We start from the raw sequence: 24,332 nt of genomic DNA, 5'->3' as shown, positions 1-24,332 counted from the left end.
TGTCGCTATGGCTAGCAACTTTCGATGTCGAAAAGCTCTTTAACCATTGCTATACCTGAGGATAAAGTTATTTTTGTCTCAACGTCTGGCAATTACTTAGGTGTAGCCTCTGTTTTTGTAAGCGACCAAAAATACACTTTTTTTAACAAGCTCACTCTGAGTTTTTTACGCAGATATCGTTTGTATTGAGTTTGATTTTCAAGTTTCTGCATTTGATGTTTTCTCCTCTGTCACCACATTACGTGTGTACCAATCGATATTGCGAGTGATGATCATGGTGAAACCCAAAATCATAAAACAAAGTAGGGCTCCCATGACTAAGGCGTAGCTCTCTGCCAAGAGTAAACCAAACAACAAACCATAAAGAGCCAGCAAACCAGTGCTAAATAAAGCTGCCTGTTTAACGCTGTTAAGTATGCCGTGTACATATATTGCTAAAAGACTGGTTGAGGCAAGTGTTGACAATAGGTAGGCTAAGTTGAAGCCCAAGTGTTCACTCATTGAAATCAAGAGGAGGTAAAAAACCGCTAAAGCCAAGCTGATAAAACCGTATTGTATTGGATGAAATGGACGAGCTTGAAAGATCTCTAAAAGAAAGAAACTGACAAAAACAAGTAGGAGCACCAATGAGGAGTAATTGACGGCCCTGTGAGATTTTAAGTAGTGGTTAACGGGGTCTATAAGCTCTACTCCCATTTGTCGCTGTTCAATTTCATGGCAAGCACTGTCCGAAAACAAACAACGTTGAATTCGCTGGGATATATTGGTGGAGAAGTTGTTGCTAGCCCATTGTGCCTGAAAGCCATCTTCAGAGACATCAGATGAGATGGGTAAGAAATCTCCAATGAAGCTTGGGTGTGCCCAATTTGACGATAATTCAACTCTGGTCTGATTACCTATGGGAGTTACTTTAAGTTGCCCCATACCTTGTAATAAAAAATGAATATCAAAAGTTAGTGGCTGCTGCGTTTTGATATGCTCAAGATTAAGTTCACCATGGAACCCCTGCGGTATTTGGTCAAGTCCAGTCCCCGGCTTAATCTCGATATTGGAGCTACCGAGTTTCATTTCGTCAAATCTCATTAAGCCTCGACTGTCTTCAATACCGACGACGAGGCTGATGCGATTGATATCAAGATCATTTAATTCTGCGAGGTCATCAAGTTTGAACTCGCCTTTTAGTGCCACTTGCGCTTTGTATAACCTTGCACGGTAAATACCACGGTACTTCTCAAAACTGTCTAAGTTGGCGCTCATATTAAAACTATCAGGCAAAAGAAATTTTCGGCGCTGTTTGACTTGTTTCTTATCGTTGTCAAAACTGGTTTCTTGATAGTTCACCATGATTAAAGGCCCGATAATTTGCTGCTCTCCACTGCTGCTTCTCGCGATATCTTGGATGACTTCTTCTTGACGATGTGAGCGCTCAGATATGAGTCCTGAGATCATTGAAATAGGAATTTGCAACAATAGAAATAAAAACAGCATGAAGCCGAACTTCATGCTAAGCGGGTTATTAAGGATTTTTTTCATAAGTCATTCTCCATATACCAAGGAATGTCAGGGTTTTTGGGTACAGAGTGACTTTAAATCCGTAATTTGGAGAATGAATGAAGTGAATATGGAGATTTTATGGAGTTGGTAATGTTATGGTTACTTTTACTCCAGAGTTGACGTTCTCAATGCGCAGAAAGCCTTTGTGCAGTTTCACGATTTGCTCAACAAAGTTCAGTCCCAATCCTGTACTCTTTGAGCCATTTTCACGTGCGAGCGAATAAAAGCGTTCAGTTAAACGGGGCATGGCATAGTCAGGAATATTCGGCCCAGTGTTGAAGATCGATAAGCGAATATGTTCTTGTTCGATTTCGGCGCGCCAATCAATGGTTCCATTAGAATGGACAAAATCTAGAGCGTTATCCATGAGGTTAAAGGCTGCTTGCTTAACCAGAAACGCATCACCCAACACCTCTAGTTTTTCATTAATACAAATATTGGCCGTGATCGACTGATTGAATAAGCGTGCATTTGCTGAGTGAACAATATCTGTGATCATAGGTTTTAGTGTAATAGACTCAAGGTTTTCTAGATCAGGACGCTTTTCGAGTCGAGTAAGATCGAGCAGCTTATCAATTAATGCCTGCATACGGTCGCACTCTCGTTCAATATTCCCTGCGAAATGAGAGATTTTGTCACTAGTAAGAGGCATTTGTATTATTTCGCTTGCGCCTTTTATTGCCGATAAAGGGCTTTTTAGCTCATGCGTCAGTGTTTGGACATACTCTTCCACATAGTGTTTACCATCAAGTTGGCTGCGCATTTTTTCAAGGGCATCGCTGAGTGTTGCGTATTCATAAAAAATACGAAACGTGGGCTTGGAAACATTTTCTCCTTGACCAATTTTAATAGCGTAATGTTCTAATTTGTTGAGTGCCGAGTGAATTCGCCAAGCAAATAGTGCCCCTGTGAGTAATACCAGTCCGCTCATTAAAACCATCCAAAAAAGGACATTCCGTTTTGATAGGTCGATAAATGGTTGTGTTGAGCGATTGGATTTGGCTACAGTTACACTACCAATAATGACACCATTATGATAAATCGGTGCGGCGACGTGCATTACTGATGAGAGTGGATCGTCTGGATCTTCTTTGGTGCTACGAGCTCCATATTGGCCGCGCAGCGTTAGGTAAACATCGTTCCATTGTGAATAATCTTTACCGACATCTTGTTGCCACGAGTCAGCAATGACAATGCCCTGTTTATTGGTTATGTAAATGCGATGATTGATGGCTTTTTTGCCGATTTCCCAAATACGAGCGTTTGGATCGCGTTGACCGTAAGCTGCTAGCAGCTTGGCAAAACGACTTTGTGATAACTGGTCGTTAGCCACGTCTTCTTCGGCAATGACCGCCAGTAAGTTTGCCATATCCACCAAGGTTTCTTCTGTCGTTTTTCGCACCGTCGGCTTGAGTTCCTGAACCACACTTGTACTGACCATATAAGCGGTCACGCCTACGATAATGAAATAGATCACAAACAATCTGACCCCAAGAGGGATTTTTGGCCATGGATACATTATTCACCTGTCGCGCTGTAGAAATAGCCAAAACCACGTTTGGTGCAAATCCGTTCGGATAAGTCAAAGGGCTTAAGTTTGTGTCGAATCGCTTTGATGTGTGTATCGATATTACGCTCATAGGCCGACTCTGGTGCCATATCGGCAGCTATCATTAATTGCTCTCGGCTCAATACGTTAGAAGAGACACAAATCAACTTATTTAAGATTTTAAATTCAGCCGCGGTCAGTCCCAGCAACTGCCCATTGACTTTATAGTCATAGTTCTGTGCGACCAAATCTTGTGGTTCCGGCGAGTGAGGAGTTATTTCTTTTTTTCCCTTGTGTGCGGGCACTTTGTTTTTGATACGTAGTTTAATTCGTGCCAGCATCTCTCGGGGACTGAAAGGTTTAGTCACATAATCATCCGCACCAATCTCCAAACCGATGACACGGTCAATTTCATCATTTCTAGCGGTAAGAAAAATGATCGGAATGTCTGAAAACTCACGAATGGTTTTACAAACTTCAAACCCATTTCCATCAGGGAGGCCCACATCTAATACCAGTAGAGCTGCAGAATTTTGTTGTAAAAAGGCTAAACCGTCACCGGCGGTTGCAAACCATACCGCTTGGTAACCATCCATCTCCAATACGTGGACTAGGGTATCTGCAATTGCTTGTTCATCTTCAATAATGACGACAGTTAATGGGTCACTTAAGTTGTTCACTTTTTTCTCTCTATGTATTGGGGCCCATAAAATGAAAACGCTCACCAATGGCGGCACGCTATTCCATCACACCATATTATCCCGTCTCCCTTTAACATCAAGCACAAGATGGTAAGAAAAACATTGAAGATACAGGCTCACTTTAGTTGATCGTATTCTCAAGTAACTTATAAGAGCAAAACCGAATAAACATGAAGTTCATCATCTTTGCTACGCTGAATGTGATGGATCGTTGAACGAGAACTCCTTTCTTATGGAGACTCTCTTGGCGATATCTCGTCGCTACCCCTAAATGGAATAATATGAGGCCGTTGTGATGAAAGAGAAAGTTGAGTTTTCTAGTCAGGGTACCATGCTGGCCGGCTTGCTAGAACGCCCCGAGGGTGAGGCTAGCGCTTATGCACTGTTCGTTCACTGTTTTACCTGTGGTAAAGACATCGCTTCAGCATCAAGAATAGCGCGTGCTTTGGTACAAAAAGGGATTGCGGTGCTACGTTTTGATTTTACGGGTTTGGGCAATAGTGATGGTGATTTTGCCAATACCAATTTTTCCTCTAATCTTGATGATATTAAGGCGGCAGTGGACTTTTTGGCATCACAATATGAAGCGCCCCAGTTACTGATTGGTCATAGTTTGGGTGGCTCAGCCGTCCTTGCCGTAGCTAATCAGGCTTCTGATTGTAAGGCGGTTGTGACGATCGCAGCTCCTGCCAATGCCAGTCATGTGGTACATAACTTTTCCAATGCAATCAGTGAGATCAACTCTCAGGGGTTGGCGACCGTGGATCTTGGACCAAGGCAATTCACGATTAAAAAGCAATTTTTGCAGGATCTCGACCACCATGCTGAGCAGGCGTTTTCTCTTGATAAAAAAGCATTGCTCATCATGCATTCGCCCACGGATGCTTCAGTGTCGATTGAGCAGGCTGAGAAAATCTATACTCAAGCAAAACATCCCAAAAGCTTTGTCAGTTTGGACAACGCCGACCACTTGCTGACCAATAAAGATGACGCTGATTACATCGCCAACGTGATAGCCAGTTGGAGTGGACGCTATCTCAACCTTTCAAATGTCCCGCAAAAAAAGGCAAGTTGTGAAAGAAGGGCGGGTCAGAGTTGAGGAAAAAGATCATAAATTTACCCAAACCATAAGCAGTGATGCGCATGTTTGGCTTGCGGATGAGCCACTAAAAGTTGGAGGAAAAAATTTAGGCCCTGATCCCTATGAGCATTTGCTTGCTGCACTTGGAGCTTGCACTTCAATGACAATGCGCATGTATGCTGACCGAAAAAAATGGCCGTTGCAAGACATCAAAATAGACTTATCGCATGCGCGCACCTACGTTAAAGATTGTGAAAATTGCGAGGGTGAAAACTCACAGATTGATACTTTAAGTCGAGAGATTGAGTTGGTGGGACCACTTACAGAAGAGCAGAAACAAAGTTTACTCATCATTTCTGAAAAATGTCCTATTCACAAAACATTGCACAGTCAGTTAAAGGTTGCGACTAAGCTAAAGGATTAGAGCACTTTCCTCGCTGAACCTAGCATCTTGAAGTTACTTGGGTAGATATCACCAAGATAATCAAAAGAACCTCCTCAATGTATGCTGTCGCGTTTCTAAAACGCGGCACTTTTTTCCTTCAATAAAGTCATCTGCATTGGCCACTCCCGTTTAAATGTTTTTCACCGAGTGTGGCGAGAAACTTGTGAAAAACTCAGTATTCGCTTGTGAGAATTTTGTGAACTTCTCCTGTTAAGTTTTAAAAAACGAATAACAAGGAGACAATTCATGAAACTCCCCAAATTACAGACTGAGCATCTGCATCACAACGATAACAGCCTTAATGACGTAAAGCGCCGCTTTCATTTTCACCGCGAAGCTTTCTCTGAGCTCTCAATGAGTGACCAAATTATTTTTGAGAAATTTGGCCAAGGTGACTATGCCAATCCTGATTATTTTTGCCTTCATAATGCCATAGAAGCGCAAGCGAGCTTACGTCCTGAAGCGATTGCTGCGATTCATGAAGGGCAAAGTATTAGTTATCATTCACTGAACAATAAAGCCGATAGATTGGCGATATTTTTACAATCGCAAGGCGTGTCGCCTAGCGATGCGGTGGGTCTTTTTCTTACCCGATCGATTCCAATGTTAATTGGCATACTCGCCATACTTAAATTGGGGGCGTGCTATGTTCCTCAACATGCAGGAGTTGCCCCAAAGCGGGTTTTGCGTCATGTATGTGATACAGCCGAAATCAAGGTTGTATTAAGTCTTTCTCATCATGCAGAGGATATTGGAGATCTTGAGCATCAGAACGTGTTTTATTTAGACACCTTACTTGAACAGTTGAACCCAGTTAGCACTCCTATTTTTGCCTCTATCCCACCAGACTCCCGATGCTTTATTTTATTCACATCGGGCACGACAGGAACCCCCAATGGCGTTCAAGTCACTCACCAAAACGTCGCTAATATTGTGATGACAGCACCGGGAAATCTGGGGATAAAGCCTGATATGAAGGTTGGGCAAATCTTAAGCATTGCCTTTGATATGTGCGCTTGGGAGATTTTTGTGACTCTGTGTCATGGTGCAACGCTATTGATACGTGGGAAAGAGATTGAAGCAACGGTGAGTCAGGCGGATGCGGTGATAGCGACTCCTTCTATTCTCGCCAATCTGAATGTCGAATCTTGTCAGTCGATCCAAGTAGCTGCGGTTGCGGGGGAGCCATGTCCGGTTCCGCTGGCCGATGCTTGGGCGTCTTTTTGTCGCTTCTACAACTCTTGTGGTCCAACGGAAACTACCATCATTAACACCGCCCAGCATTACCTCGGGCCGTCTCAGACCTTAACAATAGGAAAACCAACACCCAATAATACCGTTTATATTCTCGATGAGGATATGAAGCCTTGTGCTATAGGTGATGTGGGCGAAATGTGGGCTGGAGGCCTGTGTGTTACGGCTGGTTATATTGGCAATGAAGTGCTCAATGCTGAGCGTTATCGTCCTGACCCTTTCCTTGGTGAGGAATACAAAATGTTTCGTACCCGTGATTTGGGTAAATGGAATGAAAATGGTGAGCTTATTCACTTAGGCAGAACCGATGATCAAGTGAAAGTGTTGGGTTTTAGAGTAGAGCTGGACTCTGTGTCCCGAGTGATAGAAAAAACCGCGGGATGCCATCAGGCCGTCACCTTAAAAGTTGACCATAAAACCTTGGTCGCTTTTGTCACACCCGCCAGCGTTGTAACTGCCGATGCACAACAAAGCGTCAAAACTCACCTTCCGTATTACTGTGTACCTAAAACAGTGGTGGCCTTAGAAACATTGCCTAAAACTCCGCGCGGAAAAATTGATAAACGTGCATTGATGGCACTCTACCAAGCATCTCAAACACCTATTTCGGAGGAAGTCTCATGAGTTCGATTGACCACAGTGCTACTGTATTACCTGAGCAAAAATCGTGGCTTCGTCGCATCTGGTCTTATCCTGCACTGGAGCACTACTACCGATTGGTGATTCTGGTGCTTTGCGCCAATGTGATGACGTTAGCTTACGGAATAATGGTCGGAGAATGGTTTTCAGCCGAGAGTATTGCACTGCAAACTTTGGCAAACTTGGTGGTAGTTAACTTGAGTGTGGCGGTGTTGGTTAGGCAGCAATATGTGATAAACCTATTGTTTTGGCTTGCCACTCGAGCGCCGACCTCATGGCCATTGGTAATACGTTGGCATCTTGGCAAGATCTATCACCATGGAGGACTTCATAGTGGGAGCGCAATGGCCGCAACGACTTGGTTTGCAATTTTTACTGGGTCATTAGCCTATAGTTATTACCATGATTTGGTCTCTATTTCCTCTCGAACTCTTGGGATTTCTTACCTTATCTTGGCTTTGCTTATGCTAATTATCGTCATGGCACTGCCGAATGTTCGCAAGAAGTATCATAATGCGTTTGAGAAAACTCACCGATTTGGTGGTTGGAGCGTGCTGATACTGTTTTGGGGCCAAACTTTTTGCCTGGCTGACGATCTTAATCCCCAGGCCAGTTTCAGTTCATCTATGTTAATGTCTTATTCCTTCTGGGCTTTGGTGATGGTCACTTTCAGTATCTTGTTACCGTGGTTACGCCTTCGCCGCGTCCCAGTGGAGATTGTGACCCCATCCAGTCATGTTGCATTGTTAAAGTTTGATTATGGCGTTACGCCTTTTGCCGGATCTTCTACCGCGATTAGCACAAATCCATTAATGGAATGGCATCACTTTGCCAATGTACCTAGCCCTAGTGAGTCTGGCTTCCGTCTCACGGTCTCTCGTGCTGGTGACTGGACCGGGAAGTTGATCGAGAGTAGACCTAGCCATGTGTGGGTCAAAGGTATCCCAACAGCAGGTGTTGCGAATATCGAAGTCTTATTTAAACGTGTCGTTTACATAGCGACAGGCAGCGGCATTGGGCCTTGCCTACCGCACTTGCTGGCAAAAGAAGTCCCTATGCACCTAGTTTGGTCCACGAGGACACCAAGAGAAACCTATGGTGACGCATTAGTGGATGAAATTTTAGCAGTTCAGCCTAATGCGGATATCTGGGATACCACCGAAAAAGGTAAGCCAGATATGGTGAAACTCGCCTATGCTGCCTACAAAAAATTTGATGCAGAAGCAGTGATTTGCATCGCTAACCAAAAACTGACTCAAGAAGTAGTCTTTGGCCTTGAGAGTCGAGGCATTCCTGCCTACGGCGCTATTTGGGATTCTTAATCGATCTGGGTAGGAGAGAGAACATGATCATTCAAACTGAACAAATAGGGCGTGTTGTGCTGGTTAGGCTCAACCGGCCAGAGAAACTAAATGCGCTGAACAGCGAAGTGATGTTTGCTATTACGCAAACCCTTACCGAACTAGATAAAAGTCCCAATGTCGGCTGTTTTGTCATCACAGGCTCTGAGCGCGCCTTTGCTGCTGGTGCAGATATTGCCGAAATGTCAGATAAGAGTTACGGTGAAATGCTGGGTATTGACTACTTTTCTGGATGGGAGGCGTTCTGCGCCCTGCGAACGCCCAAAATCGCAGCCGTATCAGGTTACGCGCTTGGAGGTGGTTGCGAGTTGGCAATGATGTGTGATCTGATTTACGCTGCAGAATCGGCGCTGTTTGGCCAACCTGAAATCAAATTAGGAGTGATCCCCGGGATTGGTGGTACTCAACGACTAACGAGGTTGGTTGGGCGTGCTAAAGCGATGGATTTAATTTTAACTGGCAGAATGATGGATGCATTAGAAGCGGAGCGAGCAGGCTTAGTTGCTCGTGTTATGCCCGATGAAAACTTGCTTGATGAAACGCTTGCTATTGCTAATGTCATTTCTAGCTACAGCAAACCTTCAGTGCTGGTTGCTAAAGAAGCGATCGATAGAGCAGAGCAAGTTTCTCTCAAAGAGGGACTGCTGTTTGAACGACGAGCTTTTCATTCTTTGTTTGCCACCCAAGATCAAAAAGAAGGCATGCAAGCTTTTTTAGAAAAGCGTGCCCCTAATTTTCAGGGGCAGTGAGACACTGATATTGATTGGTGACTCCACTCAGAATTATGTGGTTTCACCATTCAATATTTGATGAGTCTGGTGAGAGGGCTCTGTTTTGAGTACAAATTGGGTGATAAACAACCCCGGTTGTTCGGATATTTCGAGCTTAGAATGATGCAAAGATAGAATCGCACTGATCGTTTTCAGCCCCATTCCCAATTCTCCGCCACGAATAGAGGGGTCGACGGAATTGATCAGTTCAACACGAATATCGTGAACTTGAGCTGGTGAGGAATGACGAGAGTTGGGTTTTACATAAAGCTCAATACGGGCATTGCTTGGACTATGACGAATTGCATTTTCCATAAGATTATCCATCAAACGGTCCAACAGCTTTTTATCCGCTCTAACTATGGTATTGACGGTAATGTTGGATAACAAAGTTAAAGACTTTTTGGCCAATCCAATCTTGAAGCGTCCTTTGCATTCTTCAATCCAGTGGTTTATATCAATCGGTAAGCGCTCAATTTCTGGCTCAACAAGTTCTTTACGCGCTGCTTCGAATTGCTCTTGTAGTTGTTCGTGCAACTTGAGTGCGTTCGAGTGCGCAGTAGAGACCAGTTCAGTATTTTGCTTGCCATGGATTAACCAAGTTTCCAAGTAGCCTTGTATATTCGCCAATGGGGTTTTTAAATCGTGGCTAAGGCGCATTAAGTACTCTCTACGTAAGTGTTCTTGTTGGCGCAAACAGAGAAACTGCCATTGAATATGGTCGACTAAATAGCCAAATTGTTTGGATAGCGGTTGCAGTTCAATTGTAGATACTGCTAAGTTTGGCTCGACTCGAAAATTCTCTTTGGCAGCATGTTCTATTTGGCGAATCAAGGTCTGATTTGGGCTGAGCAAATCCTTTTTTACCAGTCGATAAATCAACACGGTAAACAGCAAAATTAGCGCGATGCCTCCGAGTAAAACAGGGAAGTATTGGATCATATAGCGATTAACTCGAGCCAGTGCTGAGGATTGTCGGCCAATAACAACATATAGGTAACCTTCAATTCCCTCCTCACCTTGAATTTCAGAAACAGAAAATACCTTCTTGCGTAGACTGTCTTGAGGATCATCGCCCAAGATAGGTAAAGGCTTACCAGCTAAAAAGTCTTGGATTGGTGTTAAATCGACACTTGGCGTAAATTCAACGTGCTCAGCTAAACCTGTGGTGGTGATGTTTCCCTGACTATCGAGAAAGTAAATTTCAAAATCTGGACCAAGCACCATCAGAGTATGAAAAATACTTTTGAGGGCTTTTGGTGAATAGTCATTGCCTTCGAACAACGGGTTATCATCACGCATATGATGTGCCAAATCTTTGTGAAGAAATTGACGAGCATGCTGTTCACTGCTTTGCCATGTAATATGAAAATAATAAGTTAGTAGTGGAATGCTCACTAGCGCCCACACGAGGGAGAGACCAAGCAAACGTTGTTTAAACGATCGATTCATGGTCTTGCCTCATTTTGAAATTTGTACCCAACTCCCCAAACTGTTCGAATGTATCTCATATTATGTTTGGGCTTCTCAATTTTATTCCTTAGCCGATTGATGGTGCTACAAACGGTATGATGATAACCGTCATAATCGGTATCCCAGACGCGAATCAATAATTCGTCTTTGGTAAACACTCTTCCAGGTTTGCTGGCAAGACAGTACAACAATGAAAATTCTGTTGGTGTTAAGTTGATGTTTGCGCCTGCAAGACGAACCTCATGTTGCTTTTTAGAGATCACAAGTTCATCAAAGACAAGTGCTTCAGGTATATCGTTACTCGTTTGATCAGGGGCAAGCTGGTGTGTTGAATGCTGAGCCACCTGCCAATTTGGATTGATTTGTAACGGTGTTACATTAGGAGAGTCCTTGCTAGAGTCTTGCCAATGAGCATAATGAGTACGGCGTATTAACGCCCTGACTCTTGCTTGTAGTTCAACAACACTAAATGGCTTGGTGAGATAATCGTCGGCTCCTGCTTCAAGACCATCAACCATATCGTGTTCACTGTTGAGACCAGTAAGCATCAGAATCGGCAAACTAATTTGCTGTTGCCTCAGACGTTTGCACATTTCCGTTCCGTCTCCATCGCACAGTTTTCTATCCAATATCACGGCATCGGCTAACCCTTGACAGACGATTTGATACCCTTCGCTAATGTGCGATGTCAGAATAGTCTTGTAACCTTGCACCTTTAAGTTAAGGCTGATTAGGTTGGCCATATCTTGGTCATCTTCAACCACTAAAATCGTATACAGCATCATTACTTCCTTTTCAATCTGGATCCAGAAGTAGACCATTGAAGAGGATCACCTCTTTCAATGGGATGTTAGAGTTTTGTTGATAAAGTTGAAAATTGGAACGGCTCTCAAAGATAAGACTTTAAGTCTAATGTCCATCTTGAATGCTCCTTTTTGTAAATATCCAATGTGCAAAAAGTTGCGTATTTGTAGTCACTGTCAATGTTTTTATATAAACCATTGATTATTAATTGATAATTTAGTTTTGAATCTGCACTATTGCCGACCCTACGACATGCGTTTTTTGGCTTTAACAAAATAGGAAATAAAAATAATGCAAAGATATGGGTTGGTGCCACTTTTTATTCTTTTACTTGGCAGTTTATCGGGTTGTGCATCGATTAGTCAGGAAGAATGCTTACTTGGTGATTGGTATCAAATAGGTTTGTCTGATGGCCAGAATGGTCGGAGTAACCGTGCGGCTGACTACAGTAAAGATTGCTCAGAGTATCAAGTGAAAATGGACTTGAAATCATACAATAAAGGGCGAAGCGAGGGACTAAAAACGTATTGTTCTTATGATAATGGTGTGTCGCTTGGTCAATCCAATCAGAGATATAGCAATGTTTGCCCAGCCGATCTCTCGAGTGAATTTCTGTCAGGTTATCGTCCCTATAAAAACCTGGCTAGTGCACAGTATGAAGTCAGGAAGTCGCAGAATAATATCGATTATTATCAAGGGCAATTGATGAGCGAAACCATTAGTGAAAACGCCAGAAAAAACGCCACTGCAAATCTTAACTCTGCAAAAATGAAATTAGAGACAGATGAAGCTAAAGTAAGAAAATTTCAGCAAGAGCTGGAAATACACAAGATTCAGAGAGAGAGAAGTCAGATACTTGCAGAGCTCTCTGACAAGGATATTTCAAACAGCCGTCGAGAGCAGTTGAATAAACGCTTAAGTGCATTAAATACCCAAGAGGCAGTGAGTGATGGTGTCTCGACAGTCGAGAGTGCCATTCAAGGAATTAAAAAAATCGCTGATATGTTTTAGCAATTTATTTTAGGTGCTACTAAGCATTTTCAAGATATTCTAGGATACAGTTACAATAGGTTGGAGCTGTATCCTTTAGGAATTGTTAGCTCCTAATCGTTAGAGTGTTTCGCTGAATTTACCGCATTGATTGCATTTATAGCCCTGTTTGTAAAAGAACAAAGGAAAACCGAGCAAGATAAATACCAGAAAAGCTGGGCGTTTACCTTGCGTATGAGCTGATAAGTCGTGGCTTCCACAATGAGGGCAGGAGTCTTGTTTCTCTCCTATCTCTTTAGTGTGATTTTCCAGACTCTCAGAAAAATCACTGGTTAGGATTTCCTTTGCCTCGGCGAGATTACTTTCCTCGACCATCAAACGAACGCCGCCCATTGCATGGGAGTAGAGCCATTGTGTATTGACCGTATGTTCATCAGCGATAAAGCTATCGATCCCAGCACTTTCTAAATTGGCTTTAGCTAAATAAGCCTCATGAGGAAAAGAAAACCTTGCGACAACAATCATTGATTTCTCCCTTTAATATCACTTCTGTTGGTATTTGTAGACCTGACGATGTTCATACGAGATATGTGCAGCTAAGACGACTAAAAAGACACATGATGCGTAATTTTTTTTAATACCTCAATATAAATCAGTAGGTTAAAGTTTTATTTGTCGAGTCAGGCTGCAATTTGTAATGATTTTTGAAGAGAGGAGTTACGAATAGAAGGTTGTAGATTTTTGAGGATAAGGATGAAAGTGGCGATTTGTATTCATGCGTCGCTGGAGTTAGCCTCAGATAATATGACTCTTATCGCCCAGCGGTTTTATCACTCTTTGATGGCTAGGAGCAGCTAACAACTTCAGTTTTGACTTGGGGCTGTTTCTGTAATGGATGCGATAAGGCTATTTGTCACTTCCTTGATGTCGTTGGATGTGCGAAATTGTGCCATCAATAAACTTCCTTCAAGCGATGAGAAATAGACCTTGGCGAATCGCTCTGGATTGATGTCCTGTTGAAATTCCCCACTGGTAATACCATGTTTGAGCACGCTGACAAGCCAAGCATGATTGATGTCAACGAATCGATTTAACGGCATAACCACATCTTTTGATAGCGAGTACAGGTCAGAGGCGAACATCCCACAAAGACAAAGTTTATTGCTTTGGTGAGTCTGCATAAATTCATCGGCAAAGGCGCTAAGCATCGACTTGGCCTGCTCATGCTGCTGATAAATCTTAGTCAGTTGTGCTTGGTAGCGATGAAGGTAACGTTCAAGTACGGTATTAGCGAGATCTTGCTTGGTTTTAAAATGATAATGGATACTGGCCGTTTTGATACCAAGCTCATTTTGGATATCGCGAAAGCTAAAACCATTAAATCCCCGGGTTTGAATATAATGCTCTGCAAGATCGGCAATTTTTATTGCTGTAGGGTTAAGAGTACGCATTGTTATAACCTTTGTAAAAAACCGCTCTAAGAGCGGTTTTGATCAATAAGGCAGTAGTTTAGCGATTATTTTAGTAGTACTTCAGATAACGCTTCTGCCAATGGATCGGCGGATGCTGGGCTTTGGCCTGTCATTAGCGCGCCATCGACCACAACATTGGGTTCCCAGTTCGCTTTGCTTTTGTACACAGCGCCGCGGCGTTGTAATTCATCTTCTAGAGAGAATAGCAGATGCTTAAGCAATTCAACTTCTTCATCTTCAGAGTTTTTAAAGCCAGTTAACTCTTTACCTTTTACTAGATACTCACCATTAGAGAGTTTGACATCGCGCAAGATAGCAGGAGCGTGACATACCATCGCAACTGGTCGGTCTGTTTCGTAAAAATCTTTGATAAGCTTTAGAGTGTGCTGGTCAGACGCAAGGTCAGTCAGTAGGCCGTAACCACCAGGAATGAAGACAGCATCGTAAGTGTTGTAATCAACTTCGCGCAGTTTGCGAGTATTACGCGCTGCAAACATGGCGACTGGGTCATTAAAGAAACGCTCAGTGTATGAAGTGGTAAAAGGCGCTTTCATGCTTAATAGGTCGATAGGCGCTTCACCGCCTTGAGGTGAGGCAAACACGACTTCATGGCCAGCTTCAGTGAGGATGTAGTAAGGCGCAGCAAGTTCAGTGAACCATGTCCCGGTTTGCTTACCACTGATACCCAGTTCATCAACGGAAGACATAATAAGAAGAACGCGTTTTTGACGATTACCTGTATTCATTTTTTATTCCTTATCTACCAGTAGGTAGTTGATGTATGTATTAAAAAAGGAGCGGGGCTCCTGCTGACTGATTGCTACTTTATCACTGGCATTTTTTAAGTCAACAACTTTATCTATCTATAAGTAGGTAAAGTTGCGAGATTGTATTTATGTTATTGTTTTAGTTGATCTTAAATTTAAAAAAAAGATGGTTTTTATTTCCAAACTCTTTTAATTCAGTCTTACCTTATCAATTAATGATAGAGAGGTTTTAGGTGGAATTGGAAAAGGTAGAATAAGGAAGGCACCAATATTTTGGTGCCAGTCCTTTATTTATGTCTTGAACAAAACATTAGATCGCGCATGCAGTTGCTTCCTCTTGTGCAGCAATCTGCTCTGTATTATTGTACTCTTCTAAGAAATTACCGTACCTAGTTTTATTCAAGCGGTGAGTGGTAAACGCTCCTTGCAAAGTTTCTTCTTCTGTCGTTTCAGCAATAGCGCCTCGATCATAACTGTAGCGGTAAGCGTCATTGTCTTGATATAACATTTCATGTGAAGTTGTTTTACTAAAGTAAGACTTATTCTGTGGTAGATAAGATACTTCGGCTGATGCTATTTCAGGCCATTCTTTGAGTTGCTCCTCAAAGAGAGGCATACAAGACTCGCAAGGGATCTGATTGACATAAACCGTTAACTTTCCACCTGCTGGGATTATACCTTCGCTGATATCAGTTTCGATTTGACGTAAGGCCTTGATCTCCGCGTCGTTTGCCTGTTTAAAACTCGACGCTTTGAAATAACGCTCAACGTTTTCATAGTCGGCTTCTGATATTTTGTTCCCGACGAGAACCTCGTTTTCGCGCATTTCTTCTTGTGACCAAGTTTTGAACTGTTCTTTGGCTGCGCCACCGTTATTAACTAATGGCTTATTTAAAAGAGTCTCTCCACTGAAAGAGTGATAAATTCTCTTAGTCGATCCGTATTTATATTCAAACCGTGCAATCGATCTTTTTTGTAGCGAATCTAGACCGACTCTTACTTCTTTCTTTGCCCATTGATTTTCAGGTTGTGCATAATACTTTCGATTTGCACCTGAATACGCCGAAATGATTCTATCAACAGTGTTATTGAGTTTGCTAGGCACTAAACTCTCTTTGTCCGTTATTTTTGTGACGGTTACGTTCGCACTCCAAGCATGTTGAGCGATGAGTACACACAAAATGATTGAGAATTTTTTTATGATTATCATGGGAAGCTCCTTGCTATAAATCAACAGAACAAATTTCAGACAGGAAGGATTCTTGAGAGGCTAATACCTCTTCCTCTTCCCAAAGGCCATCAGCGGCAAACTCTGCGGCAGACGAACTTGTCAAAAAATCCACCGCTGCCAGTCCGTCCATGATTAAGGCGATCGGCATAACTATTTCCAATAGGCGGCTAAGAAAATTTCTTTGCTCATATTGGTGATGAGGTTTAGGTACAATCGCTTTTTTATATTCCTCGACATACCATTGCCATAGTCCACGATCTGTCATATCAACAAAACATTGTTTATTAGTATTCTCGACACCTTTGTAGCGATGGTCCGAAGTGCAGGGAACATCAAAAAGATACCCATATCTGTCAACAAGAGCAGATGATAATCTCGCTAGGCGATACTGAGTTGGTAGAAACTTTTTATTGTCATCATAAGGTTTGCTGTAGGTTCTTAACGATGCGTTTAAAACAAAAAGTAGGTACTCACGATCGCTTGGCGAAATACTACGCAGTGTGTAGGAATTCATAAATCGATCTAAAACATCGACTTCAAGTCCATTCTTTGCCCAATCTTCACGAGCGATAGATTGACTCTTATCTCGGATTATCTGTGATGCCACAGCAAATTTAGAAATTAGCGTATGAACATTTTTGCTATATCTTTCGTCTTCATAAAAAAATATGTCTAGCGCTTTATAGAAAATGTCGGGATCAATTTGCGCTTTGACTACGCTTGCTCTTACAGCTAGGTTTTCTCTTGGATTAAATGCCCCATGTACTCCCGATGGCTTCAGTTCGCTCTCATCAAAAAGCTCCGGACGAGATTTGGTGAAGCCCGCTTCTCTTGTAAATGCTTGATACAATTCTTGATCAGAAGCATCGGTTTTGTAGTAACGTTGAAAGTCTGAACTGGCACTCATCCATGAAATATCATTGAGTATCCAGTCACTGTCGTTTTTAAGTTCCGAATAAGGTGAGTCGGGATCGGTTAGAAAGATATTAACAAGCTTCTTATCAGAAAAGGTCTGCCCTTTATCGTAGAAATGAAGGGCTTTGGTTAATGTGTCTGGTCTGAGTGATTCTGCATAACTAGTAAAACTTGTAAACAGAACCAATAAAAATAGAGCTGAATTTCGCATATCTATTTATTTCCTGTACTAAAATTTAATTATTTACTTGCAGCAAGTGTTATCTATAGATCTATAAATAAGAGAATTATCAAAAAATATTCTCAAGATCTATCAGGAAAAAACATAAAACATAATAAACATGTTAAAAAATGATATTAATCACAGGTAGGTTTTGAAATTAATTGCAAAAGTCAAATTTATAAAATCAAGGCGAGATACTTTTACTTTTCACTCATTATTGACACTTTTGTTATTTTGTTTCTATGGTGAATTGAATGTTGTTGAATTTATTCATGTGAAAAATTATTCAACATAATCAGTAGAAATGAGTTTTTGGTTTAAAATTATAACAAATTCAGGTATTTATTATTTTTGTGGGTGATTTTTATTTATTGATTTTTTCTTTTCACTATCGATGTTAAGTCAATTTTTAACTAGTTTTTTAAATCAATGTAAACGGGTGGATTTATGGGGTTTTGTTCTGAATATTTTGATGGTAAGTATTAATTCTTAATTTAGATAATGTTTAGTTTTTCATGTGGATATCAAGATTTAGAATTTAAAGGTATTAATTGAAAATATACTAGAATATATAGCATGTCATTTTTAATATTTTTGTGGCAGAAAAGTCAGAGAGAAGTCAGGAAATTTACGTAGAGTATTTTTCTTTTAGTGTGCCCTGAATATTTTTGGGTATATTACGAATCACTCCTCGAACAGTTAGATTTATGTTCCTTGAGCTTTCACTATTCCGATTAATTCTAATACTTGTCTACCATCACTGGGCATACCTTCATAGCCTCCAAAATAACTGGGATAGTAAATTGGTATAGAGGTGCATAAAAACTGAAAGAATGAAAAGTACATGCTAAAGCCTAATAGGTATTGAACAAGATACGGTAGATCTTGGTGGTTAATTAGGTAACAGCTGATACACACGATGAGTGATACAAGTGGACCCATTAATAACGAAAGAATTTGTAAACCCTTGCTCACGTCTCTTTTAATAGAGGCAAAGCCAACGTTCATTGATAATGGTGCTACCGATAGTTTGAGCTTGCCTATGTGAATCTCTTTGGCATTGCGCTTGTTACCCAAGTGAATTTCAGCTGCATGACCAGCAATGAGTTGGGGTATAGCGTGGCCTAATTCATGCAGCAGTGTGATGAGTGGCATCACTATAAGAAATCCCAAAACTAAGCCCACTAAATACATCAAAAATCTCTCCTATATCATTGATTATTTGAATATATTCTTATTTGGTTTTTATAGCAACAAAGAAAATTCTACAAAATTTCAGGCTACACGCCGAAAGAATTCCATCTTATAATATTCGCCGACTTTTCATATTGTTCAGTATATCTTCGGTCTTTTCTCTGAGCATATCTCTTAACAAACGGACAGTTGGAGTAACAGTTTGTCGGCTAGGACAAATTAACCAAAGTTCGGTTGATGCTGGCTTATAGTCGGGCATGACACTTCTCACTCTCCCTGTGAGCAGGTCGTCAGCCATATCGAGGCAAGACTTTACAGCGAGTCCTCTCCCAGAAACGCACCAACGCCGAACCAGATCGCCATCATCAGAAGCTCTATTGCCTTTGACTTTCACCTTTACGCTTTTTTCGCCATGGTCAAATTGCCACTGATCGTGCAATACATCATGCAATTGATAAATCAGAGCATTGTGCTCAAGGAGATCATGTGGCTTAGAGGGCGTGCCGTGTTCGGCTAAATACGCTTTGCTGGCACATAAAACTTTTGGTACGTCACAAATTTTAAAACCATAGATGTTGGAGTCTGATGGGGAACCATAACGTAGCGCCATATCAATGGGATCTCGATAAAAATCAATATTACTGTCACTAATGAGGCAGCGAAGCGACACTTCTGGGTATTCACACACAAATTCATCAAGCCAAGGTGTAATAACGTTTCGACCCAGATCAGACGAAAGCGCGATTCTAACTTCACCTTTGATAACTCCTTGGTCTTCACGTATGTTCAATTTTGCTTTTTCAAGCATCTGTAATGCTTCTTCACACTGAGGCAAATAGCGCTCTCCAGCCGTCGATAAACGTAAACTACGGGTGGTGCGCACAAATAACTCAGCCCCTAAAGAGGCCTCGACACGTTTTACGGCTGCACTGGCCGTTGCGGTGCGCATATCTAGGTGAGTCGCGGCTGCCGTGATACTGCGAAATTCTGCGACTTTTAAAATGACTTTTAAGTCTTCTAAAAGCATGTTCATTACCTTTGGTGACAATGTTGACGAGACGGAATAAAGATTGCCTGTTATAACGCAATACTCAGAGTATAAACAGTTTATTATCAATTTAAATTTGATAATGATGCAAAATGACACCTGTTTTTAGCTGGTAATGATTCGCTTAATATACCTCCACAGCGCAAAAAACTTAAAACAGAGGAAACATCCATGTCCAGATTAACCATCATTGCAAACATTATCGCGAACGACGACAAAATCGAATTGATCAAAGCAGAGCTATTAAAACTTATTGAGGTGACACGTGCAGAAGGAGGCTGTATTAACTATGACCTTCACCAAGACAACGAAAACCCAGCGCACTTCACTTTCTATGAAAATTGGGAATCACGCGAGCTTTGGCAAGCTCATATGGGCAATCAACATTTAGCCGATTACATGACAGCGACCGAAGGTTCTGTTGCTAGTTTTACCCTAAACGAAATGACGCAAATTGCATGACATTGAATAAATTCAGGGCACACTACCAAGGTAAAATTGGTGTGTCCTGAATATTTTGCTATAGATATTGTCAAGCCAAACCGCGGAATAAAAATGAGGGTTAACGTATAGAGAACCCCTCATATAAAGTGTCCTTAACCTGCTTCACAGACCTCTACTGGATCTGGGGACAACTCAGTTGAAACCATGTGATCGAGCAAAAAGTTGGCAATATCTCGATTGTTAGACACCCTAGGGATTTTCTGTTGACTATCGACTTGTTTCTTATTTTCAGAGAGGTATTGACAAAATGAGCGCTCTTTTAGTCGTGTCACTATCGGTATGCTCAATTCCTCTTTACTACGAAACGCCTGATAAAACGCACATTGTGACTTTAATGCTTCGTCGAGCTCTCTAGTTAATAGCGATTCATCGACCTGTTCATTATCAGGGAGTTCGATAAACCACTGATGATAAAAAAGCTTGGTGTCATTAACAATCGGGCTTGGTGCAACTGTGAATTCACGTACACTAATATTCATTTTCTTTGCCACCTCACTCATCACCAACTCGGCATGTTCACTACGGATATGCTCTCCCATGATGTTGAGCTCGTGCTGCATTCGGCCAGATACCACGATACGATACGGATTAATGGAGACAAATCTCACTATATCGCCCACACAATAACGATATAAACCAGAAAAGGTTGAGATCAACATAACGTATGCTTTATCAAGCTCTACCTCTTTTAAAGAGAAAGAAGTTGGGTTCTCACTATGAAATTCATTCAACGGGATAAACTCAAAAAACACGCCGTTATGACTATCGATTAACATGCCGTCTTGGTGTAAATCTTGTACCGCAAAAAATGCTTCTGAAGAGCCATAAAATTCTCGGACATTGACTTTATGTCCCAACATGTTTTCTATGGCAGGCAGATAAGCTTGATAGCTCGTGCCCGTAGAATAAAAGGTATCGAGATTAGGAAAAATAGCATTTAAACATTCAGAGCCAGAGACTTCTTGGCAAGCCTGCAGCAACACAACGACCCAAGAGGGAAAACCGACAATGACGCGAATATCTTCAGCGTCAATGGCTTCGCGGGCAATTTGCAACATCATCTCTTCATGATTCGGTATGTCTAAGGTATCTTCAGCGGGTACTATCCCAGCAAACAGCCTTTTAGGTACGAGTTTACGAGTTAACCCCGAGAGTCTTCCAATAGGGAAACCATTAATAGAATCTGTTTTACACGAGCCTGTTAAAGCAATGCAATTGGCATGAACCAATGACTTTTTCTGGCTTATCAAAGGGTATAAATGTGCCATTTGCATCGAGCCTAATAATTGATTTCCCTGACTTTCTCTTGTGACAGGGACATATTTAATTTCTCCGGTTGTGCCAGATGTGCAGGCAAAGTAACGTGGCTTACCTGGCCAAAGGACATCAGCTTCTCCTTCAACGATTCTTCCCATGTAAGGCGCGACAGTCTCATTGGTTTGAATGGGTACATACGACTGAAAGTCTTTAACGGTATGGATTTTGGAAAAATGATGTTGCTGGCCAAATTGGGTTTTCTTCCCCGATTTTATCAGTGTTTTAAATACCTTATCTTGCCCAGAAATAGGGTCATTGATTAGTTTTTTATATTTTCTCTTGATTTGAGCATATCGAAGAGCATGGATAAATTTCACGGTTAAATCCTCATCACTAGTCTAAGTGTCTTTAAATGATCCAGCTAATAGAGAGGTGAGTGAAGGCGAGGTGCGAACTGTCATTTTCTTTGTAAGTTAGAGGAATTCAACTAGTGCATTGAGAATGCAGACTTCAGCTTTTCTTTTCGTTCACGACATTTTTCTGCCTATGTTTGGGGACCTTGAGTTGGCCTTGATGTTTTTAGACAGTCTCTCTATTAGTTCACTTATGATAGACACATAAAATATAAGCATAGGATTGCATACGAAGAATGATTTAACGTTTTTACTTTTTTCGAGTCATATCACCATTGATGATGACGAGAATTACCGATAAAAAGTGATAGAAATGAATATTCGATTCTAAATATTCGAGTATTTTTCTGGACTCATCGGCCAGTTAATGATGCTCAAACATTCGACTTTGCGACTGAATCTGTTTTGAGGTTGTAATAACAATTGAAAATAGAATAACATATTGTTTACATTTTAAATACATGATTTAAATGATAAAAAGGTTTTATTATGCAAAGTGAGTTATCCCATATTTCGAGTTTGGTTGGATCCGATGCTGGTGTTAAATATAGTAAAAGTGAACAAAGGCCTAGGTGTGGTGAGTATTATGATTTTCATCACATTGAAATTTGGGTCAGCAATGCATTTCAGGCAAAGATGTTTTATGAAACACACTTAGGATTTAAGTGCGTTGCATATGCTGGACTGGAAACGGGTGAACAAAATTTTACTGCTTATGTGTTGCAGGGGGAGCAGGTATATATAGTCGTTAAATCGCCACTGAACCCACACGATGAAATCATTGCTCCTTTTGTTAAAAAACATGGGGATGCTGTTCGTGATGTTGCTTTTTGCGTTGAAAATGTAGAAAAAACATTTGAACACGCGAAGGCGAGTGGTGCAGAGGTTATCCAACCACCAACTTTTAGTGAAGATGATAAAGGCCAGGTACTCACCGCTAGCGTGTTAGCTTATGGTGATACTGTGCACTCTTTTATACAGCGTGACCGATATCAGGGTGTATTTCTTCCGGGCTATCAGCCGATAGATCCTCTCTTAGTCAATGCATTTGCAGAAAGTTTACCTCCTGTACCCATGGGCCGGATCGATCATGTTGTGGCAAACCAGCCACAAGGGAAAATGAATGAGGTCGTTGATTTTTATATAAACGCACTGTGCTTTCGGCGCTTTTGGTCTGTTGATGACAAGCTTTTGCAAACGGGGACATCAGGGCTCAACTCTATTGTTGTTAGTGATTTCGATGAGCGAATAAAAATCCCCGTTAACCAACCCTCTACTCGATTTGATGGGCGCTCGCAAACCCAAGAGTTTGTTGATTTTCATGGTTGTGGTGGTATTCAACATATCGCCATTTGTGTAGACAACCTAGAGCAGACCGTGAGATCACTTAAAGCAAGAGGGTGTTACGTCTTACCTGTTCCTTGTGCTTATTATGATGAACTGCAATCCGCTTTATCTGAGATAGATTTAGATTTGGGCATAAGTATCGATACGATGCGAGAATTAGATATCGTGGTGGACTATGATGACAAAGGATTTATTTTGCAGATATTTACTCGACCAGTTGAAAGCAGGCCAACACTGTTTTTTGAGTTCATGCAACGCAATAATCACGATGGTTTTGGCGCGGGTAACTTTAAATCATTATTTAGCGCTATTGAAGCACAGCAAAGACTAAGAGGAACTCTGTAACTTTTGTCTTAATAAACTGAAAAATTGCCTAAAAACAGATATTTATATCTTGAATATTCAGGACGCACACTAAAAGGATATCCAATGGCGTGTGTCCTGAATATCTGCTTAAATTAGATTATTTTTAAAGTCATCATACAGTTTCTGAACCATACTATCACTTTCTGCACTAAAGAATTTAAGTGCTGATTCTTTTGATGAGAAAATCTCTTTTAAGGTTAAAGAGGGCTTACTAAAGTGTTCAGCAAAGCCTTTAGTCGGATTGCATGACCAAATTAGTTTCCCTGAGCCATCAAATAACTGACCAGATATATTGAAACCGCTAGTATACTCATCTGAAAAACCATGAACAATACCAAGGACGACGACATTTATGGTAAACACTAGCTTATTTTTTGACTTTTCATCTAATTCTATATCAAGGTTATCTTCCCTGATTTTTTCAATAAACTGCTTTGTTACAATGTCATTAAAATTAATCTCGTTGGCCTCAAGAAACTCTAATGTACTCGCTTTTAAACCAGTACCTCCAACATCAGCTACCGCGGCATAACCACCAGCCCACTGCATTTTTGCTTTACCAACAACGACCAGCATTGAATTATCATGTTCACTCGCTTCTACACTTAGAGTGTTCAGCTTTTCAAAGTCTTCTTTTTTGAGCTGTACGCTCGGAACTGCCGAACAACCACTCAAAATTAACAAACATAATACTACAACTATTTTCTTCATTACTGCTCCGAAGTTTGGAATATTTATTCTCATCTATTACTAGAAAAGTAAAATGATATATGATTCACTTATAAAAATAAAAGCGTAAACTATAAATTAAATTAAGTTACTATACTTTATCGGATGAAATTTAGGCAATTACAATTAACCATTAACGATTTTAATTGAAAATTTAAAATTAAATAATATATCATTTACTCTAATACCTTATGCATGTCTTTTGGTGTATGGGGAAACAATGACTTCGATAGAAATAAAATTTT

General features: G+C 41.1%; 22 protein-coding genes. 8 read left to right on the top strand and 14 right to left on the bottom strand.

Annotated features, from left to right (window positions below; genetic code table 11):
• Positions 1-198: 198 nt before the first annotated feature.
• The 3 genes from creD to RH40_RS17885 form a co-directional block, all read right to left on the bottom strand.
• A complete protein-coding gene (gene creD, locus RH40_RS17895) occupies positions 199-1,533 on the bottom strand; it encodes a cell envelope integrity protein CreD (protein ID WP_009603095.1) in 1,335 nt (444 codons plus the stop codon).
• 97 nt (positions 1,534-1,630) lie between these two features.
• Positions 1,631-3,073 carry a two-component system sensor histidine kinase CreC gene (gene creC, locus RH40_RS17890; protein ID WP_009603094.1) on the bottom strand — a complete coding sequence of 481 codons (1,443 nt, stop codon included), beginning with the start codon at positions 3,071-3,073 and terminating at the stop codon, positions 1,631-1,633.
• Complete coding sequence (locus RH40_RS17885; RefSeq protein WP_039954962.1) at positions 3,073-3,783, bottom strand: response regulator; 711 nt, start codon at positions 3,781-3,783, stop codon at positions 3,073-3,075. The genes creC and RH40_RS17885 overlap by 1 nt, the downstream gene beginning before the upstream one ends.
• A 316-nt stretch (positions 3,784-4,099) precedes the next feature.
• Between RH40_RS17885 and RH40_RS17880 the strand changes: the two genes are divergently transcribed.
• The 5 genes from RH40_RS17880 (at position 4,100) to RH40_RS17865 (ending at position 9,333) form a co-directional block, all read left to right on the top strand.
• Positions 4,100-4,903 carry an alpha/beta hydrolase family protein gene (locus RH40_RS17880; protein ID WP_009603092.1) on the top strand — a complete coding sequence of 268 codons (804 nt, stop codon included), beginning with the start codon at positions 4,100-4,102 and terminating at the stop codon, positions 4,901-4,903.
• Entirely contained in the window at positions 4,878-5,309 is a 432-nt protein-coding gene (locus tag RH40_RS20930) for an OsmC family protein (protein WP_009603091.1), read from the top strand. Before RH40_RS17880 ends, RH40_RS20930 begins: the two co-directional genes overlap by 26 nt.
• Before the next feature lie 267 nt (positions 5,310-5,576).
• A complete protein-coding gene (locus tag RH40_RS17875) occupies positions 5,577-7,208 on the top strand; it encodes an AMP-binding protein (protein ID WP_009603090.1) in 1,632 nt (543 codons plus the stop codon).
• Positions 7,205-8,545 (top strand): FNR domain-containing protein, encoded by a 1,341-nt coding sequence (locus RH40_RS17870; RefSeq protein WP_009603089.1) that lies wholly within the window; start codon positions 7,205-7,207, stop codon positions 8,543-8,545. Before RH40_RS17875 ends, RH40_RS17870 begins: the two co-directional genes overlap by 4 nt.
• 23 nt (positions 8,546-8,568) lie before the next feature.
• Positions 8,569-9,333: an enoyl-CoA hydratase-related protein gene (locus RH40_RS17865; RefSeq protein WP_009603088.1), complete on the top strand. Its 765-nt coding sequence runs from the start codon at positions 8,569-8,571 to the stop codon at positions 9,331-9,333.
• 33 nt (positions 9,334-9,366) lie between these two features.
• Here RH40_RS17865 and RH40_RS17860 read toward each other — a convergent pair whose 3' ends face one another.
• Positions 9,367-10,806 (bottom strand): sensor histidine kinase, encoded by a 1,440-nt coding sequence (locus tag RH40_RS17860; RefSeq protein ID WP_009603087.1) that lies wholly within the window; start codon positions 10,804-10,806, stop codon positions 9,367-9,369.
• Positions 10,803-11,609, bottom strand: coding sequence for a response regulator transcription factor (locus RH40_RS17855; RefSeq protein ID WP_009603086.1), 807 nt, complete (start codon positions 11,607-11,609; stop codon positions 10,803-10,805). Before RH40_RS17855 ends, RH40_RS17860 begins: the two co-directional genes overlap by 4 nt.
• 313 nt (positions 11,610-11,922) lie before the next feature.
• Here RH40_RS17855 and RH40_RS20145 point away from each other — a divergent pair, with 313 nt between their 5' ends.
• Positions 11,923-12,642, top strand: a complete 720-nt coding sequence (locus tag RH40_RS20145; RefSeq protein ID WP_009603085.1) for a DUF2799 domain-containing protein — start codon at positions 11,923-11,925, stop codon at positions 12,640-12,642.
• Positions 12,643-12,741: 99 nt separating this feature from the next.
• On the opposite strand, the gene RH40_RS17845 is transcribed toward RH40_RS20145, so the two are convergent.
• The 7 genes from RH40_RS17845 to RH40_RS17815 all read right to left on the bottom strand — a co-directional run bounded on the left by RH40_RS17845 (position 12,742) and on the right by RH40_RS17815 (position 19,450).
• Complete coding sequence (locus RH40_RS17845; protein WP_009603084.1) at positions 12,742-13,146, bottom strand: putative signal transducing protein; 405 nt, start codon at positions 13,144-13,146, stop codon at positions 12,742-12,744.
• A gap of 338 nt (positions 13,147-13,484) precedes the next feature.
• Entirely contained in the window at positions 13,485-14,072 is a 588-nt protein-coding gene (locus RH40_RS17840; protein ID WP_009603083.1) for a TetR/AcrR family transcriptional regulator, read from the bottom strand.
• 65 nt (positions 14,073-14,137) lie between these two features.
• Positions 14,138-14,839, bottom strand: coding sequence for a type 1 glutamine amidotransferase domain-containing protein (locus RH40_RS17835; protein ID WP_009603082.1), 702 nt, complete (start codon positions 14,837-14,839; stop codon positions 14,138-14,140).
• Positions 14,840-15,170: 331 nt separating this feature from the next.
• Positions 15,171-16,070 (bottom strand): hypothetical protein, encoded by a 900-nt coding sequence (locus RH40_RS17830; protein WP_009603081.1) that lies wholly within the window; start codon positions 16,068-16,070, stop codon positions 15,171-15,173.
• A gap of 13 nt (positions 16,071-16,083) precedes the next feature.
• Entirely contained in the window at positions 16,084-17,217 is a 1,134-nt protein-coding gene (locus RH40_RS17825) for a hypothetical protein (protein ID WP_009603080.1), read from the bottom strand.
• 717 nt (positions 17,218-17,934) lie between these two features.
• On the bottom strand, positions 17,935-18,423 hold the full coding sequence (locus RH40_RS17820) for a hypothetical protein (RefSeq protein WP_009603078.1): 489 nt from the start codon (positions 18,421-18,423) through the stop codon (positions 17,935-17,937).
• Between the two features lie 109 nt (positions 18,424-18,532).
• Positions 18,533-19,450 (bottom strand): LysR family transcriptional regulator, encoded by a 918-nt coding sequence (locus RH40_RS17815; RefSeq protein ID WP_009603076.1) that lies wholly within the window; start codon positions 19,448-19,450, stop codon positions 18,533-18,535.
• Between the two features lie 192 nt (positions 19,451-19,642).
• On the opposite strand from RH40_RS17815, the gene RH40_RS17810 reads away from it, so the two are divergent.
• Positions 19,643-19,933 carry a putative quinol monooxygenase gene (locus RH40_RS17810; protein WP_009603075.1) on the top strand — a complete coding sequence of 97 codons (291 nt, stop codon included), beginning with the start codon at positions 19,643-19,645 and terminating at the stop codon, positions 19,931-19,933.
• 134 nt (positions 19,934-20,067) lie between these two features.
• Here RH40_RS17810 and RH40_RS17805 read toward each other — a convergent pair whose 3' ends face one another.
• Positions 20,068-21,609, bottom strand: coding sequence for a GH3 family acyl-acid amido synthetase (locus tag RH40_RS17805; protein WP_009603074.1), 1,542 nt, complete (start codon positions 21,607-21,609; stop codon positions 20,068-20,070).
• Between the two features lie 525 nt (positions 21,610-22,134).
• Here RH40_RS17805 and hppD point away from each other — a divergent pair.
• On the top strand, positions 22,135-23,337 hold the full coding sequence (gene hppD, locus RH40_RS17800) for a 4-hydroxyphenylpyruvate dioxygenase (RefSeq protein ID WP_009603073.1): 1,203 nt from the start codon (positions 22,135-22,137) through the stop codon (positions 23,335-23,337).
• A gap of 108 nt (positions 23,338-23,445) precedes the next feature.
• On the opposite strand, the gene RH40_RS17795 is transcribed toward hppD, so the two are convergent.
• Entirely contained in the window at positions 23,446-24,069 is a 624-nt protein-coding gene (locus RH40_RS17795) for a hypothetical protein (RefSeq protein WP_009603072.1), read from the bottom strand.
• Positions 24,070-24,332 lie beyond the last annotated feature (263 nt).

It is taken from the genome of Vibrio caribbeanicus ATCC BAA-2122 (assembly GCF_000165125.1).
GTDB classification, from domain to species: domain Bacteria; phylum Pseudomonadota; class Gammaproteobacteria; order Enterobacterales; family Vibrionaceae; genus Vibrio; species Vibrio caribbeanicus.
The sequence above is the reverse complement of the archived record's forward strand: the minus strand, read 5'-3'. Positions and strand labels throughout refer to the sequence as shown.